This window comes from Pantoea sp. EA-12 (genome assembly GCF_030053355.1).
Lineage (GTDB): Bacteria > Pseudomonadota > Gammaproteobacteria > Enterobacterales > Enterobacteriaceae > Pantoea > Pantoea vagans_C.
Map to the genome: position 1 here is coordinate 38,445 of NZ_JASGBY010000013.1, position 16,797 is coordinate 55,241.

The 16,797-nt window shown below is 54.1% G+C and carries 12 protein-coding genes; 4 read left to right on the forward strand and 8 right to left on the reverse strand.

All coding sequences use genetic code 11. The features are described from left to right. Nucleotides 1–109: 109 nt before the first annotated feature. From asnS to QMZ30_RS18540, 3 genes are all read left to right on the forward strand, one after another. A complete protein-coding gene (gene asnS, locus QMZ30_RS18530; protein WP_283228523.1) occupies nt 110–1,510 on the forward strand; it encodes an asparagine--tRNA ligase in 1,401 nt (466 codons plus the stop codon). A gap of 299 nt (nt 1,511–1,809) precedes the next feature. Beyond that, nucleotides 1,810–2,901 (forward strand): porin OmpF, encoded by a 1,092-nt coding sequence (gene ompF / locus QMZ30_RS18535; RefSeq protein WP_283228525.1) that lies wholly within the window; start codon nt 1,810–1,812, stop codon nt 2,899–2,901. Between the two features lie 199 nt (nt 2,902–3,100). Next, on the forward strand, nt 3,101–4,291 hold the full coding sequence (locus tag QMZ30_RS18540) for an amino acid aminotransferase (protein ID WP_283228526.1): 1,191 nt from the start codon (nt 3,101–3,103) through the stop codon (nt 4,289–4,291). A 45-nt stretch (nt 4,292–4,336) separates the two neighbouring features. Here the strand turns inward: QMZ30_RS18540 and QMZ30_RS18545 are convergent, their stop codons facing one another. From QMZ30_RS18545 to cmoM, 7 genes are all read right to left on the reverse strand, one after another. Then, nucleotides 4,337–4,966 (reverse strand): MBL fold metallo-hydrolase, encoded by a 630-nt coding sequence (locus QMZ30_RS18545; RefSeq protein WP_283228527.1) that lies wholly within the window; start codon nt 4,964–4,966, stop codon nt 4,337–4,339. A 36-nt stretch (nt 4,967–5,002) separates the two neighbouring features. Next, nucleotides 5,003–5,554 carry a peptidoglycan L,D-endopeptidase MepK gene (gene mepK / locus QMZ30_RS18550; protein WP_039328994.1) on the reverse strand — a complete coding sequence of 184 codons (552 nt, stop codon included), beginning with the start codon at nt 5,552–5,554 and terminating at the stop codon, nt 5,003–5,005. A gap of 188 nt (nt 5,555–5,742) precedes the next feature. Then, nucleotides 5,743–7,554: a L,D-transpeptidase gene (ldtD, locus tag QMZ30_RS18555; protein WP_283228528.1), complete on the reverse strand. Its 1,812-nt coding sequence runs from the start codon at nt 7,552–7,554 to the stop codon at nt 5,743–5,745. 156 nt (nt 7,555–7,710) lie between these two features. Continuing rightward, nucleotides 7,711–12,177, reverse strand: coding sequence for a chromosome partition protein MukB (gene mukB, locus QMZ30_RS18560; protein ID WP_283228529.1), 4,467 nt, complete (start codon nt 12,175–12,177; stop codon nt 7,711–7,713). Then, on the reverse strand, nt 12,174–12,908 hold the full coding sequence (gene mukE, locus QMZ30_RS18565) for a chromosome partition protein MukE (RefSeq protein ID WP_058969319.1): 735 nt from the start codon (nt 12,906–12,908) through the stop codon (nt 12,174–12,176). The genes mukB and mukE overlap by 4 nt, the downstream gene beginning before the upstream one ends. Beyond that, nucleotides 12,889–14,211: a chromosome partition protein MukF gene (gene mukF, locus QMZ30_RS18570; RefSeq protein ID WP_039332444.1), complete on the reverse strand. Its 1,323-nt coding sequence runs from the start codon at nt 14,209–14,211 to the stop codon at nt 12,889–12,891. The genes mukE and mukF overlap by 20 nt, the downstream gene beginning before the upstream one ends. A gap of 11 nt (nt 14,212–14,222) precedes the next feature. Then, nucleotides 14,223–14,996, reverse strand: a complete 774-nt coding sequence (gene cmoM, locus QMZ30_RS18575) for a tRNA uridine 5-oxyacetic acid(34) methyltransferase CmoM (protein WP_283228592.1) — start codon at nt 14,994–14,996, stop codon at nt 14,223–14,225. Nucleotides 14,997–15,120: 124 nt separating this feature from the next. Here cmoM and elyC point away from each other — a divergent pair, with 124 nt between their 5' ends. Beyond that, entirely contained in the window at nt 15,121–15,906 is a 786-nt protein-coding gene (elyC, locus tag QMZ30_RS18580; RefSeq protein ID WP_283228530.1) for an envelope biogenesis factor ElyC, read from the forward strand. Here the strand turns inward: elyC and QMZ30_RS18585 are convergent. Next, nucleotides 15,886–16,779, reverse strand: coding sequence for a YcbJ family phosphotransferase (locus QMZ30_RS18585; RefSeq protein ID WP_283228531.1), 894 nt, complete (start codon nt 16,777–16,779; stop codon nt 15,886–15,888). The two genes, elyC and QMZ30_RS18585, sit on opposite strands and share 21 nt — an antisense overlap. Nucleotides 16,780–16,797 lie beyond the last annotated feature (18 nt).

Below are 16,797 nucleotides of genomic sequence, written 5' to 3' on the forward strand. Positions count from 1 at the left end.
CAACAAATCTCCCCTTCTCCCGGCAAAATTGCTTGTTTCCTGTTGGCTCGCAAGTAACATAGCAAAACCCCAAAAAGGGGCTTTTACCCACTTATATAGAGAGATATTTATGAGCGTAGTGCCTGTAGCGGATGTACTGCACGGCCGTGTCGCGGTTGACAGTGAAGTCACCGTACGTGGTTGGGTGCGTACCCGAAGAGATTCCAAAGCCGGTCTTTCCTTTATCGCCGTTTATGACGGTTCCTGCTTTAATCCCGTTCAGGCCGTCGTCAATAATTCTCTGAATAATTATCAGGATGAAGTGCTGCGTCTGACCACCGGCTGCTCGGTTATTGTCACCGGTAAAGTGGTTGAATCACCGGGCGAAGGCCAGGCATTCGAACTGCAGGCGACGAAAGTGGAAGTCACCGGTTGGGTTGATGATCCAGACACCTATCCGATGGCAGCTAAACGTCATAGCATCGAATACCTGCGCGAAGTGGCTCACCTGCGCCCGCGTACCAACCTGGTCGGTGCCGTAGCGCGTACACGTCATACGCTGGCCCAGGCGCTGCATCGCTTTTTCCATGAGAATGGCTACTTCTGGGTTTCCACCCCGCTGATCACCGCATCTGATACTGAAGGCGCGGGCGAGATGTTCCGTGTTTCCACACTGGACATGGAAAACCTGCCGCGCGATCCGCAAGGTAAAGTCGATTACGACAAAGACTTCTTCGGTAAAGAAGCCTTCCTGACCGTTTCCGGTCAGCTGAATGCGGAAACTTATGCTTGTGCGCTGTCGAAAGTCTATACTTTCGGCCCGACCTTCCGTGCCGAAAACTCTAACACCAGCCGCCATTTAGCGGAATTCTGGATGCTGGAACCGGAAGTGGCATTTGCTAACCTTGACGATGCCGCGGCGCTGGCAGAAGCCATGCTGAAGTATGTGTTTAAAGCGGTGCTGGACGAGCGTGCGGATGACATGGCGTTCTTCGCAGAGCGCGTAGACAAAGATGCGATTGCGCGCTTAGAACGTTTCGTGACTACCGATTTTGCTCAGGTAGACTACACCGATGCAGTGGAGATCCTGTTACAGAGCGGTCAGACGTTTGAGAACCCGGTGTCATGGGGTGTAGATCTCTCTTCTGAGCACGAACGCTATCTGGCAGAGAAACACTTTAAAGCACCAGTGGTAGTGAAAAACTACCCGAAAGACATCAAAGCGTTTTACATGCGTATGAACGACGATGGTAAAACCGTAGCGGCGATGGACGTTCTGGCGCCAGGTATTGGTGAAATCATCGGCGGTTCACAGCGTGAAGAGCGTCTGGATGTGCTGGATGCACGTCTGGCAGAGATGGGCCTGAATAAGGAAGATTACTGGTGGTATCGTGACCTGCGTCGCTATGGCACCGTTCCACACGCAGGTTTCGGATTAGGTTTCGAACGATTAATCGCCTATGTCACCGGCGTACAAAATGTAAGGGATGTTATCCCCTTCCCACGTACTCCGCGCAATGCTAATTTCTAAAATTAGCCATTAAATATAAGTAATTCATATATATAACGAGGTCGGCACTGCCGGCCTTTTTTTATTTTTGTAAATTTTGAGTTCTCTCACAAAGTTCCCGATATTTTACAAATTGTAATACATAATTTCTTTTTGATACGTAATTGCGAGATTTGAATCATTTTCGGGCTAGAAATAGCAACCCTGTGATGGAAAGATGCGTGCAGACACAGGAGACATCAAACTTCTTTCAAGGTTCTGTAAAGGTTTCTTGACGGCAGTGGCAGATGTCCAAATAACTCCAATGAGGGTAATAAAAAATGATGAAGCGCAACATTCTTGCAGTGGTTATCCCTGCTCTGTTAGCTGCAGGCGCAGCAAACGCAGCAGAAATCTATAACAAAGACGGCAACAAACTGGATCTGTACGGTAAAGCTGTTGGTCTGCACTACTTCTCTGATGATTCTGCTAACGACGGTGACCAGACTTATGTTCGCTTCGGCTTCAAGGGTGAAACCCAGATTAACGACCAGCTGACCGGTTACGGCCAGTGGGAATACAACGTTCAGGCGAACAACTCTGAAGGTTCTGACGCACAAGACGGTAACAAAACCCGTCTGGGCTTTGCTGGTCTGAAATTCGGCGACGCAGGTTCATTCGACTATGGTCGTAACTACGGCGTAGTGTATGACGCAATCGGCTGGACCGACGTACTGCCAGAGTTCGGTGGCGATACCGGTTACTCTGATAACTTCCTGGTTGGCCGTTCTACTGGTCTGGCCACCTACCGTAACACCAACTTCTTCGGTCTGGTTGATGGCCTGAACTTTGCTCTGCAGTATCAGGGCAAAAACGACCGTGACGACATTCGTCGTGCAAACGGTGACGGCTGGGGTACCTCAATTTCTTACACCTCACCAATCGGTGTTGGCATCGTAGGTGCTTACGGTTCAAGCGACCGTACCAACGCACAAGATTCTGCTTACTACGGCGGCGGTGATAAAGCGCAGCAGTGGGCAACTGGCCTGAAGTATGACGCTAACAACGTATACTTGGCGGCTATGTACAACGAAACCCGTAACTCTACCTACATCTCTAACACCAATGCAGGTAGCGTTGGTTTCAACCAGGTTGGTTTTGCTAACAAAACTCAGGGCTTTGAAGTTGTAGCTCAGTACCAGTTTGACTTCGGTCTGCGTCCATCCCTGGCATACGTTCAGTCTAAAGCCAAAGATGTTGAAGGCATCGGCGATGTTGATCTGGTTAAATACATCGATGTGGGCGCGACCTACTACTTCAACAAAAACATGGCGACCTACGTCGACTACCGCATCAACCAGCTGAACGACAACAACGCGCTGGGTCTGAGCACCGACGATATCGTTGCCCTGGGTCTGGTATACCAGTTCTAATCACCTGATTAGAAACTTGTAAGACCTAAAAACGGAGCCTTCGGGCTCCGTTTTGCTTTTCAGTGATCGGCTTCTCAATTAGCGCCACTACTTTATACGCGCGGCTTATTTCTTTTTTATGTCAGCGGTTGGCAATAGTATCATCTGACGTTACCCTGATAGCTCAATTCGCTAAAGTTCACCCACACGGAACTGACTCATGTTTGAATCGATCTCTGCCGCACCCGCCGATCCTATTCTGGGACTGGCTGACCTGTTTCGCGCCGATGACCGCCCGAATAAAATCAACCTTGGCATTGGTGTCTATAAAGATGAAACCGGTAAAACCCCGGTTCTGACCAGTGTTAAAAAAGCTGAGCAGTATCTGCTGGAAAATGAAACCACCAAAAATTACCTGAGCATTGATGGTCTGGCTGATTTCGCCAGCTGCACTCAGGCATTGCTGTTTGGTAAAGAGAGCAGCTTGATTGCTTCGGGCCGTGCCTGCACGGCGCAGACGCCTGGTGGTACCGGTGCATTACGTGTCGCGGCAGATTTCCTGGCTAACCAGACCAACGTTAAGCGTGTCTGGGTGAGCAATCCAAGTTGGCCAAACCACAAAAACGTATTCAACGCAGCCGGTCTGGAAGTCTGTGATTACCAATACTACGATGCGGTCAACCACAGCCTCGATTTTGCGGGCATGGTAGCATCGTTGCAGGAAGCCAAAGCAGGTGACGTGGTACTGTTCCACGGCTGCTGCCATAACCCTACGGGTGTCGACCCTTCCGCGGAACAGTGGCAGAAGTTGGCTAAACTGTCGCAGGAAAAAGGCTGGTTGCCACTGTTTGACTTCGCTTACCAAGGCTTCGCCCGTGGATTAGACGAAGATGCAGAAGGCTTGCGTATTTTCGCTGCCTCACATCAGGAATTGCTGGTTGCCAGCTCCTACTCCAAGAACTTTGGCCTGTACAACGAGCGCGTGGGTGCGTTGACACTGGTGGCTGCGGATAGCAGCACCGCTAAAACGGCCTTCAGTCAGGTGAAGTACAGCATCCGTGCTAACTACTCTAACCCGCCTTCACACGGTGCCGCTGTGGTGGCGACCATCCTGGGCAACGATGCGCTGCGTACCATTTGGGTGCAGGAGCTGAGCGATATGCGTCAGCGTATCCAGCGCATGCGTCAGCTGTTTGTGAATACGCTGGCAGAGAAAGGCGCAACGCAGGACTTCAGCTTTATCATCCAACAGAACGGCATGTTCTCGTTCAGCGGTTTGACCAAAGATCAGGTGGTACGCCTGCGTGAGGAGTTCGGTGTCTACGCTGTTAACTCAGGTCGCGTTAACGTTGCCGGTATGACGCCAGACAATATGTCTGCGTTGTGCGAAGCGATTGTCGCCGTGCTGTAAAGCGAATCCTCATTAGATGAAAAATGGGCCTGAATGGCCCATTTTTTATTGCAGAAAAGGATTACTGATTCGCTCTCGGCCCAGGGTTGAAATGGGCCCATGTCCTGGCACAAAAGTCACATCATCGCCTAACGGCAGCAGCTTGGTATTGATCGCCGCGATCAGGTCGCTGTGACTGCCCTGCGGGAAATCGGTACGTCCAACGCCTCCATTAAAAATCACATCACCTGAGATTAACAGACGGCCGGCGCGGTCGAAAAAGACAATGTGTCCCGGCGTGTGGCCAGGGCAAAGCAGCACCTCAAGCGTGACATTTCCCATCTGTACCGTTTCACCCTCTTCCAGCCAGCGATCCGGCGTTAACGGCGCACACTCGGGCAAACCAAACATACGGCTTTGGGTCGGCAAATTATCCAGCCAGAAAGCGTCCAGCTTGTGTGGACCGACAATCGGCACCTGATAATGCGCGGCGAGTTCGGCAGCCGCGCCAACGTGGTCGAGATGCCCATGCGTCAGCAGGATTTGCGCAGGCGTTAAGCCACGCTCGGCCAGCTCGGCAATAATGGTTTCTGCATCGCCGCCGGGATCGACTAAGGCTGCTTGCTGGGTCTCTTCATCCCAAATGACCGAGCAATTCTGAGAAAAAGCCGTAACCGGAATAATGTGGTAATTCATAGCGCTCCATGACCGACACACGCAGCGCTGCCGGTATCAGGACCAGTGCCTTGCGGGCCCGGTATCAATGTGTACGAAGTTGCTGCGCGGGTAATATCCTACACCACCGGCGCGCATAGATAACGCCGCTTTGCGAACATTGCTCAATGAAATTCCCTCGATATGGAAATCCATCGCCTGTCCTTTGGTGTGATAGCTGTGTTTTGCCACGCCGGGGCCAGATTCACGCAGCATATTGTTGGTGGCGAGCGTGCGGTAACCTGAGATTAACTGCACAGGCTTGCGCGTATTCAGTACCATCTGCAAACGGTAAAGCTGGTCAAACAGATGCGGATCGATGTGTTTTACCTGATTGGCGCGGTAATCACGGAAGAAGTGGTTCAAACGGGCTAACTCATCCTTGTCATAACTCTTGCCGTTAAAAAACTCTGTTTTAAGGGTTTCACCGGTGTGAAGGTTATTAAGCGTCAATACTCGTGGGCGAGCGGTGGAAAGCGAAGCCAGAGCTGAACCTGGAAGCAGTGACAAACCTGCCGCTGCGCCTCCAATCAGGAGTAATCGACGACGTTGAGAATCAAAATTAGCCATGTTGCGGGGTTACCTAATCTAAAACGATAAAAATATGTGTAAAAAGTACACAAGGCCGAACAGTAACCTCAGCCCAAGAGTCAGTCAACCCGGAATGCGTCACAGAATGGTCAAAACCCGTCTGAGAAGGTATTTCACAGACGGGTCTTGGGGTTTTTATCGGCAGGTGATAACAGATAAATCAACCACTAGAGTAGCAGTTTGCCCGCTTTTGCCAGGACCTGGCTACCGGAACGGGCGGTGTTATCATAATTGTAAATATCTGTACGATATTGCGGTTGGCCATCTGCGGCGACCCATGCCGTCAGATAGTAGAGATTCACCGGGATACGATGACGAATCGGCACGTAACGGGTGTCGCCCTGTTTTAAGGTGTCGGAGATCCGGCTGTCGTTCCAACCCACATCCTGCAACAACAGATCGGCCAGTTCCGAAGCTTTATTCACGCGGACACATCCTGAACTTAACGCTCGGATATCACGCTGGAATAGGCCGTGATTCGGCGTATCGTGAAGGTAGATGGCATCCGAACTTGGCATATTGAATTTATAGCGACCCAGTGAGTTCATCGCACCTGGAGCCTGACGAATGCGATACGGGAAGCTCGCGGCGGAAACCATGTGCCAGTCAATCATCGAAGGATCGATCACCTCAGCATCAGCACTCCAGCCGGACAACAAAGTATAACCATGCTTGTAGAGATAACCGGGATCCTGTTTGACCTTGGGCACTATATCCTGGCGCACCAACGTAGTCGGCACATTCCAGGGCGGGTTCAGCACCACATTATTTAGCGCGCTGCGCATCAGCGGGGTTTTGCGATCCGGACGCCCCACAATCACACGCGATGAAAGGATGGTGGCACCGTTGTTGTAATAGGTCAGCGAATAGTTGGGAATATTCACCATGATGCCGTTATGCATATCATCCGGCAGCAGGCGCAGACGCTGAATATTGAGTGCCAGCAAAGAGGCGCGCATTTGTGGCGAGACATTCAGCCATTCGCGGGTACGTGGACCGATTGCGCCATCATCCGCTAAACCTTGCCAGTGCTGGAAGCGCTTCACGCCCTCCACCAGCGCAGCATCGTAAACATTATCGCCTGCTGGGGTCGGATTTGCCGCCACATTACCGGCGGTCTGCGGGCTCTGCGACGGGAGATCACTGACGTTGGCCGCTGATGGGCTCACCGCCACAGGTTGATTGCTCTGACTTACCGGCACCGATGCCGTGGGCACCGCATCGTCGGCTGGCGTAGGCGTGCTGCTGTGCGTGGCTGTTAACATGCCGGTACGTTGGAGAATCTCACGCAGTTCCGGAATATCATTGCTGATTTGGCCTGGCCTCAAAGTGCCGCTGTCGCGCAACTGCGGCCATGGACGGTTATCAGTGAGCAGGGCCTTTAGCGCACTGTGCATCGGCGCGTATTGCGGATGCTGTGGCGCTAAAGACACAACAAAAGTACGGCTACCGCCGCCGTTCACCGCATTCTGCCATTGGTTAATCGCGGCGATGCCGGGCATAGCGAGTTTGTAAGGCACATTACTGTATAGCCAGGTTTCACCCTGCGTTGGCACATTCGCCACAAACTGCAGATAACCCAGCATGGCATCACTCAGAACGATATCGCGCGCCAGCCCCGTAATGTTTGGATTGGTGAGCCGTTCAACCCAGCGTGTGAACTGCGGCTGGACGCCTGAAAGCGCCACTTCCGCCAGCTGTTGCTGAAACGCCTGCACCGCGTCTCGGTCTTGCCACAGCGGCGCCATATTGCGTGACGCATAAATGCCCGCCAGACCGGGAAGATAAAACGGTTGTTCACTCGGGCTGAACGCCTGCTGAATCTGATGCTGGCTCGATGCCACGCTCATGGCACTATGAGAAGTCCCCGGCAGTGCGGCAATGATCGCTGCGTGGCTGGTGGCCAGTGGCGATAAGACCAGTGAAACACTGAGTGCTAATGCAGCACGTTTAATTCTGCTTCTTTTGTTCAGCAACATCCCTGCCCCCTTCTCACCTAAGACACAGCGCCCTGTTATCGCTATGTACAGCCTTACTCTTATTGTTGAGTATACAAATAAAAAACGGCATCTGCCTCAGTGTGCAAATGCCGTTTACAGATTAAACGGTGCGCTGTTTTTTAACCAGATTCAGCGCTAGGTATTTTCTGTTTCCAAATCGATATCGCTGTTCTCACGCTTCACCGGTGCCGGGTCCGCTGAGAAGCCACGCAGACCGACAACGTGAACGTGTTCCGTGTTATTGAACACCTTACGTACCAGCTTGTAAGTGGTGCCTTTTTCCGGGCTGATGTTCTCTGGCGCAGCAATCACCAGCTGCATCTCCAGACGTTCACAGAGTTCGAACAGCGTGGCAATCGAGCGGGCATCAAGACGCGCGGCTTCATCAAGGAACAGCAGACGGCACGGCGAAATATCCTTACCGCGCAGGCGACGGGACTCCTCTTCCCAGCTTTGCACTACCATCACCAGAATCGACATACCGGTACCGATCGCTTCACCGGTCGACAGCGCACCACTCTCGGCTCGCTGCCAGCCATCCGAGCCACGGTTAACCTCCACTTCCATCTCCAGATAGTTGCGGTAGTCGAGCAGCTCTTCACCGATGGTTTGCGGCGTGCGCTGACCCATATCGATTTGCGGGTTGAGGCGCTGATACAATTTTGCCAGCGCTTCAGAGAAGGTCAGACGATTGCTGGTAAACAGATCCTGATGCGCCTCGTGCTGCTCTGACAGCGTATCCAGCAGCGTTGAGTGCGCTTCACGGACGTTGACGTTGAGACGCACACTGCGCACCTGGCCAAAGCTCACCGCCTGCAGGCCTTGGTTCAGTTGACGGATACGGTTCTGCTCGCGCTGAATGGTCTTGCGAATGATGTTGGCCGCACTGCGTGAACTGATAGCCAGTGTTTGCTCGCGCGCGGTCAGCTCTTCCGTCAGTCGATTCAGCTCGATTTCCATCTGTTCGATGGCTTCAACCGGATCGTCGGTGCGAATGATATCCTGGCGGATACGCTCGCGCAGATGCTGGTACACCGCGATAAAGAATTGAACCTTGCGCTCCGGACGTTTGGGATCTTCAGACATACGCAGTACATCACGTAAATGCTCGTTATCCGCCACCGCCAGACGCAGCGCACCCAAGGCCTTATCGGACATTGAACGCAGCTCGTCACCGCTCAGATAAGCGAGTTCACGACGATGTAGACGACGCTCAACACCATTCTCTTTCACCAATCGCAGTACCGTGCACCAACCCGCTTTCGCACTAACCACCTGCTCGCGAATCACATGGTAATCGCGCTCCAGCTTACGCAGTTTCTTCTGCAGGCTGTCCATTTCGGCTTCGCAGAAGGTCAGCTGTTTTTCCAGCTGATTGCGACGCGCACGGTTATGGCTCAGCGCCGTGTACAGCTCATCACGGCGAATACGTGCACGCTCTTCGGCGCTGGCATCGGCATGAACCCCAATGTCCTGCATCTCTTGCTGCATCTCTTTTAGCATGTCGCGCTTGGCATCGTAGGAACTTTTCAGTGACGCCAATACTTGCGAATACTGCGTGAGCTGGGCCTGATGGCCACGCAGGCGTTCACGCGCGCTGCTGCGCTCGGCTTCCGCTTGTTCAAGACGACGGCGCAGTTTCTCGTTGAGATCGGTGTTGCCATTCAGCATGCCCGCTGAATCTTCATAGCTGAAGTGCGCGCGGCGCTGCACCACTTCCGTCAGGGCAAAGGCCTGCTGACGAGCATCGCGCTGCTGCTGTTGTGCCTGCTGGTAGTCACGTTCCAGTTGGTCATGCTGCTGAGGGTCGCTTTGCAACACGGAGACCAGGGGCTCCAGCTTGCTGAGTTTAGTGCTGTGCTGATGTAAGAAACGCGCCGCTTCCTGCGCTTCTTCCACGCGCTCGCGGATCTCTTCGCAGCGATCGCCCAGCGAATCGTCCAACAGCAGGTTTACGCGCGGTAACAGGCGGTTCAACTGGCTGACACCTTCTTTGGCCTGCTCGAACTGCACACGCTGTTGCTGATTGTCATTCTCATGCTGCGCCAAAGCGCGCTCCAGCTCGCCACGACGGCTATTGAGCTGACGGATTTGCGCTTCCGGATCCTCATCAAAGGCCACCGCCAGATGACTGCCGATAAAACGGCTAAAGGATTGATGCAAACGCTGGGTTTTCTGCACATCGAACGAGAGCGTGGCAAAGCGCTCCGCCAGTTGCTCGCGTTCATTGTTCAGCAGCTCCAGCTGATTTTCACGCGCAGCGCGACCAAACAGCGGCACTTTCGGGAAGCGAGAGTAACGCCACTGGCGCTCTGCCACCTTCACCACGACCGCTTTTTCCAGTTCATCGACGCTGAATACGCTGTCATCAAAGGACTGCGGATCCCCTTCGATTAAATAGAGATCTTCCGGACAATCGTCGAGGCCATCCAGCAACTCACGCACTAGCGACAGATCCGGCACCACGATGGCGTGGCGAGAAGGACCATACAGCGCCGAGAAATAGGGCGCGTCGTCGAGCGTGACGTCATCATAGATTTCCGACAGCAGCACACCGCCAAAACGCTCCGCAAGCTGGGTCAGGCGGGCATCTTCGGCACCGCCAGGCTGGCTGAGGCGCTCGATTTGCTGCTCCACCTCACGCTTGCGTGCCGCCACGTCGTCGCGCTCGACGGTGGTTTCACGTTCACGCTCCAGCAATTGCTGCATAAATTCGGTGATTTGCTGGCTATTGGTCAGCGCTTGTCCGGTCTGCTCACTGAGCTGAGTCAGGATTTCCTGCGCGGCCAACCAGTGCGGCGCACGTGCGGTGAGCGCAGTAATACGTTCACGCAGCTGTTCCAGCTCCTGACGCATCAGCATGCGGCGTTCACCGGCATCTGCGACGCTTTCATTCAACTGCTCAATCTGTGCTTCTAATTCACGTTGCAGCCCTTCCAGCGCATCCGCGTCGTACTGCTGCCCCTGGCGTTTGCAGAAGTCAGCCAGCAAACGCTCGGCGTCATGCTGTTCACGCAGACGCGTTTCCAGTTCGTTGAGACGTAAACGCAGTGAAGAGAGTTGATCCGCGTGATGGCGCTGATTGGCCGCATCGCGCAGTAACTCGCGCCCGACTTGCCATGCATCCTGACGGCTAACCTCACCGGCAATGCTGGTGACCAGCGCCAGTGCCTGCTCAAACTGGCTGTGGGCCGCTTCGGCGACGCTGAGTTTCTGTTCCAGACGCAGCAGTTGCTCAGTGGCTTCTTCCTCACGCGCCTGGAACGTTTCCTGCCATTCAGCCGCGTTATCAATGGTCAGATCCGGCAACTGACACTGCGTACGCGCTTTTTCCAGTGCCTGTAAGGCTTGCTGATACTGAATCGCGCGGGTTTGCTGCACATCAAGCGCCTGCTGGAAGTCGGCTAACTGGCTTTTCAGTTCATCCACTTCGATTTCTGCTGCTTCGGCACGCGCTTCGTTCTCTTCCTGCACTTCACGCGCTTCTGCTACCACCTCATTCTGCTCTTCGAGGCGGTAAGTCAGCTCTTCGATATCGGCATCATAACGCTCAATCTTCTCCTGCTGGCGCATGGCGGTCTGCACCAGATTCAGGTGATCGCTGGCACCCTGATAATCGGTTTCCAGATCGTTTTCTGCACCGTTGTGCTCAGACAACTCACGTGCCATCTCGATATGGCGATACTGCTCCGATGCCAGTTGATTGCGGCTGGTAAACAGCTCATTACGCAGTTGCAGCGCACCGTCGAGATGAATGCGTCGCTCATTGGCATGACGCATATAATCCGCAGAAACGTAGCTGGTCGATTCAGAAATCAGATGCTTAAACAGGTCGCGATCGGATTGCGTGACGCGAATCGCTTCCAGCGTCATGCGGTTCTCACGCAGCGCCGCTTCCATATCCTGGAAAGCTTTGCGCACGCCGCCATTTTCTGGCAGCAGGTAATCGCGCAGCGATCGGGTGATCGCGCTGGAGATACCGCCGTATAGCGATGCCTCAATCAAACGATAGAATTTGCTACGGTCACCAGCGGTGCGCAGACGACGCGGCACCACGCCCAGCTCAAACAGCACCGCGTGGTAATCGGTAACGGAATTGTACTGGCGGAACTGTACACCTTCCTGTGCTTCGACTCGTTCTTTCACTTCCGCCAGCGGTAACACGCGCGCCTGACGGCTGTTGAGAATTTCGGTCAGCATATCTGTCGGCTGAGAATCCGTCGGCAAGCCGTGAATACTGAAAGGCTTGATATCGACTTTCTTATCGCGACCGGCCACTTGCTGCAGGCGTACGCCAACCACCACACGCTGATGGCGTGAGTTGACGACATCCAGCACCGAATAACAGACGCCCGCACGCAGTTTACCGTGCAGACCTTTGTCACGTGAGCCAGAGGTGGCACCCGCTTCGGTGGTGTTACGGAAATGCAGCAGCGTTAAATCGGGGATCAGCGCCGTGACAAAAGCGGCCATGGTGGTGGATTTACCGGCACCGTTACCGCCGGAAAGCGTGGTCACCAACGCATCGAGATCAAAAGTACGGGCAAAGAAACCGTTCCAGTTGACCAGCGTTAGCGAACGAAATTTACCGCGTTCAATCATTCCTGTTCATCCTCCGCGTGATCATTCGCATCGCTTTCAGCGTCCTGTTCATTTTCTGCGTCATCACTCTCATTGGCTGCGGGTTTTGTCTCCAGCGTCATGGCTTCACCGTCACGGATCAGGCGCAGTTGCGCTTCGCGCGCATCATCACCGCTGCGCACATCCGCACCAAAGCGGAATACGGACTCCATAATGCGAAATTTACTGCTGTCGTTGCCCATAAACCACACCATGCCCAAACGGCGCAGGCGGCTCAATGAAGCACGCATTTTTTCCTGCAGTTTAGCGCGGTCAAGGTCAGAACCGGTCGAACGCTGATTCACCAGCTTCAGCAATTTGCTCTCATCAGCCAGCGACAGCAGCTCGTCATACAGCTCCTGCTGGGTGAAAATTCCTTCATTAGCCAGACGTTCCGGGCTGAGGTAGAGGTAGCACAGGATTTTGCCCACCATCATGTCCAGTTCTGAAAGTACCGAGCGAGGAATCAGCGTGGTTGAGCGCGGACGCAAATAAAAGAAACCTTCGGGTGCGCGCATCAGTTCAACGTTGTAGCGCGCATAAAACTCTTCCAGGTACTCCTGGTAATCCATCAAAAAAGCGTGATTATCCAGCTCTTCGATGCCGATGTGGCGTCCCGCACGCAACTGACTGTCAAGCGCAGGGAAAATCGGGTTTGCCAGTGCCAACGCCAGCTTAACTGGCATCACTTGTTCAATATTTGTCGATGACATGTGCCTGCACCTTGGCTCCGTAATCATTAATGGTCTGCCACTGCGCGGGCAGACCGGCTAAATCAGCTTCCGCCACACCCAGTCGCACCGCTTGATCGATAACAATGCGCGCCAAATCAAAGTGGCGCGCACGCGGATACTGTGACAGGTAGTCACGCATCACGGTGGCGAGGTTGAGCGGCTTTTGCTCTTGCTTATAAATCTGTAAGGCTTCTTCGATCATCGCGGCCAGTTGCTCGCGAATCTCGTTAAACTCTTCGTATTCCATCTCTGGCGGCAGTTCACCCATCACCTCGTCATTACGCAGCGTCATCTCTTCATCACGCATATCGTAGAGGCGGTCGGCATTGGCGTAGGTCAGCGCCCAGGGTTGATCGAAGTAGTTCTGCACCGACAGGCGTAAACGCTGCGCGAACACGCGGTTCTTATCCATATCGATGGCGGTACGAATAAACTTATGCACGTGGCGGTCGTAGCCGATCCACAAATCGATGGCCTGCTGGCCCCAACTGATGATGCGGTCTAGCTTGCTTTGCAGGTCATACACCAGCTTATCGACAAAACCGAGATCCGGGCTGCTCAGCGTGGCGTCCTGAATGCGTAACAGATTAGCCTGCAACTTATCGCCCGCTGCTTCCAGCGTATCCTGCAATTCACGCAGCGTGCCGGAGGTTTCTGACAGCAACAGCTCACAGCTGGAAATCGCCGCGCGCCAGTCTTGATTGAGTAGATCGGCGATGTCCGTTTTCACCGCTTGCTGCTGCTCATCCATCAAACGTTGTGTCATATCGATGCTGTCGAAGATCTCCGCCACGGAGTATTTCAGCGGCGCGAAGACGTTACGATGCCAGTGGAATTCGTCGCCATCCTCTTCAGCGGCATCGGCGGCGCGCTTCAGTTCCTGGGCTACGATCGACAACTGCATCGACAGACGCAGCGTAGAAAACTCACGCTGACGGATGTAGTAGTCGGTAATGCCGATGGCGAGCGGCGTCAGGCGATAGATGGCATGCCCTTCCGTCAGTTCGCTGGTAAAGCGGTTCAGCAAGCGTTGACGCACCATGTCGTTGATGGCGTTATTGGCACGCACCTGCACGGTTTCGTTGGTTTGTTCGAACGCTTTACTAACGTGACGAAACGCGTCGATCAGTTCACCTTCACTCATTTCACCGTCCATGCGCTCACCGTTTAAGGTGGCGATAGCCAGCAAAAAGGCCAGACGTTCTACCGGCAACGCAAGTGAAAAGTCATTCTTGCGCGCCCATGCCACCAATTCGGGGACCGTCTGGGAAAATTCGCTCATAGTTGATCCTTCTACCTGGGTTTGCGCGCGGTCACGTGGATATAGCGCCCTAAGCTTAAAAAGGGCTCCTGACGACAGTAGCGCCGTTCCATTTCAATAATGTCTTCTATGCTCTTCACAACGCCCGGCGGTGGGGGTTTCATGTAATCACAAAACACGCGAATCCCGGCTCGTTGCTCAATCTCAAAACCTGACTCGACCAACCAACGGTTGACGTCCTCAGGATCGCGTGGGAAATCCGGCGATAGCGTCCGCTTTTTACGTTTGGTCATATTGGCACGCAGGTAGCCGAAATTACCGAGTTGCAGCGTGCGGAACGTCAGGCTGTGGGCGTTGTAAAACATCAACGACAGCACTCCACCGGGCTTCAGCGTTTGCCACAGCGCACGCAGCACCGCTTCTGGTTCAGCTACCCACTCCAACACAGCGTGAAACAATACCAGATCAACCGGCTTATCCAAATGTTCGCCAACCTGCTGGGCGCTAATTTGTTTGAATTGCATGTTGTGGCTCACACCCTCGGTGTGGGCATGGGCTTCCGCCAGTTTCAGCATCTCAGCAGAGAGATCGCACAGCAGTACCTGATGGCCACGCGCCGCCAGACCACTTGAGATTTGTCCTACGCCGCCGCCGGCATCCAGCACGGCAAGCGGGCCATCTGGCAAAGTGGGTAACAAGGCATCAAGCTCGTCCCACAGGATCGCCTGACGCACCTGCCCTTTGCGCGTGCCATAAATGTTCTGCGAGAATTTGTCCGCCAGATCGTCAAAGTTACGATCCTGCATGATGATGGCTCCGATCTGCTGCATTCAACTTGTGCTATTTTGTCACAGGCTCGACAAGAATGAACCTTTCACGCCACCGTAACTGTCTGGCTGCTGTTTTTTCGGACAAAAGGAGCGATTTTCAATGTTTTTTGCATTAAAAAAATGGATTGGCGCGATGTTATTGCCTTTGCCACTGCTGCTGTCACTGATGGCGGCGGGACTTTTGCTACTCTGGTTTAGCCGTTGGCAAAAAAGCGGCAAAATCCTTATCTCAGCCAGTTGGCTAATGCTCTTACTACTGAGCCTGCAACCCATCGCCGACCGCTTACTGCTGCCGCTGGAACGTCACTATGCGACCTGGAACGGCTCGGAACCGGTGGATTATATCGTGGTGCTCGGCGGTGGCTATACCTTCAATCCGAATTGGGCTCCCAGTTCTAATTTGATTAACAACAGCCTGCCGCGTGTCGCGGAAGGGGTTCGCCAGTGGCGGCGCTATCCGCAAGCCAAAATGATCTTCACCGGCGCTGCCGCAGGATTTAATCGTCGCAGCAACGCCAGCGTGGCGGCGGAAGTGGCGGAGAGTCTGGGCGTACCGCCTGAGGCGATCATCACGCTGGATCAACCCCACGACACCGGTGAAGAAGCGCAGGCAGTGAGGCAAACCATTGGACAACACCCTTTTCTGCTGGTCTCTTCTGCTAACCATCTGCCTCGTGCAATGCACTTTTTCCAGAGCGCAGGCATGAATCCCATTGCCGCCCCCGCTAACCAACTCGCGATCACTTCACCTATTAGCGCGTGGGATCGTATTCTGCCTTCACCGCTGTGGTTGAGTCACAGTGAGCGCGCCATTTATGAAACCTTAGGGCAAATCTGGCAGCGGCTGCGCGGTGATGACCTTAACTCAGCCGAGCCAGGGCAGTAGCTGTTCACGGGCATTGTTGAAGCGCGGACGGTCAAACTGTCCGCTGCTCACCAGGGTATCCACACAATCCCACAGCTGGTAGAGCCAGCGCCGCCAGACAAAGCCTTCTGCCACCGGCGCACGCTGCAGATAGTGTCGCAGTAATGAGGCTTCGGCACCGCTGTCAGCCAGCCGCATCAGCTCATATTCTCGGGGTGCCCATAGAATATTGCCGGGTTGCATCATCGCCACCAGTTGGTCGCTGTGCGCATCCTTCAGCATACTGGCCAGCCGCAGATTGCCGTGCATCAGCACGCAGGGGTCATCGAAATCGTCAAACAATTGAGTTAACTGCTGGCGACTGCGGAATAAAATCTGTCGATCTTCTAACGTAAATGAGGGCGGTGAGAGGTAGCCGAGCGTCGACCACAACACTTCAACACGCTGGCGATACCACGCAGGCCAGCTGTTCTCCTGCACACTATCGACACGGCCCACTAAACCGTGGCTGTCGATTCGATGCCAGCCCAGCACACCTTCAACGATCTGTTCGCACAGTTGCTCCCAACGGAGTGAGGTACGGGCCGGCGCCTCCGCCGATACGCCATTGAAACGTGCCATCAGCAGCATTTCATGCACCGGTTGCTGCTGACTCAGCACTAAACCAAAGACCGCAGGCACTGGCACCAGGCCATCATGGCCCAGCATTGTAAGTTTTTTGGCTTCTAGCGCGGCGCGTCCCTGATGACGGAAATACTTCGCTACCAGCGGCATAGGCTTACCGTCGTTGTCATAGAGTGCATACAGACGCGATTGCGCCTGTTCGCTGATGGTTTCGAGGCGGCTGATACCTTCACCCAGTACCAGCGCCAGTTCTGAACGGAGCTGTTCCATGCGTCATCCTCCGCGGTC

Bases quoted from the DNA above. Each gene is read 5' to 3' on its own strand.
- asnS (WP_283228523.1), top strand. From the start codon at position 110: ATGAGCGTAGTGCCTGTAGCGGATGTACTGCACGGCCGTGTCGCGGTT.
- ompF (WP_283228525.1), top strand. From the start codon at position 1,810: ATGATGAAGCGCAACATTCTTGCAGTGGTTATCCCTGCTCTGTTAGCT.
- QMZ30_RS18540 (WP_283228526.1), top strand. From the start codon at position 3,101: ATGTTTGAATCGATCTCTGCCGCACCCGCCGATCCTATTCTGGGACTG.
- QMZ30_RS18545 (WP_283228527.1), bottom strand. From the start codon at position 4,966: ATGAATTACCACATTATTCCGGTTACGGCTTTTTCTCAGAATTGCTCG.
- mepK (WP_039328994.1), bottom strand. From the start codon at position 5,554: ATGGCTAATTTTGATTCTCAACGTCGTCGATTACTCCTGATTGGAGGC.
- ldtD (WP_283228528.1), bottom strand. From the start codon at position 7,554: ATGTTGCTGAACAAAAGAAGCAGAATTAAACGTGCTGCATTAGCACTC.
- mukB (WP_283228529.1), bottom strand. From the start codon at position 12,177: ATGATTGAACGCGGTAAATTTCGTTCGCTAACGCTGGTCAACTGGAAC.
- mukE (WP_058969319.1), bottom strand. From the start codon at position 12,908: ATGTCATCGACAAATATTGAACAAGTGATGCCAGTTAAGCTGGCGTTG.
- mukF (WP_039332444.1), bottom strand. From the start codon at position 14,211: ATGAGCGAATTTTCCCAGACGGTCCCCGAATTGGTGGCATGGGCGCGC.
- cmoM (WP_283228592.1), bottom strand. From the start codon at position 14,996: ATGCAGGATCGTAACTTTGACGATCTGGCGGACAAATTCTCGCAGAAC.
- elyC (WP_283228530.1), top strand. From the start codon at position 15,121: ATGTTTTTTGCATTAAAAAAATGGATTGGCGCGATGTTATTGCCTTTG.
- QMZ30_RS18585 (WP_283228531.1), bottom strand. From the start codon at position 16,779: ATGGAACAGCTCCGTTCAGAACTGGCGCTGGTACTGGGTGAAGGTATC.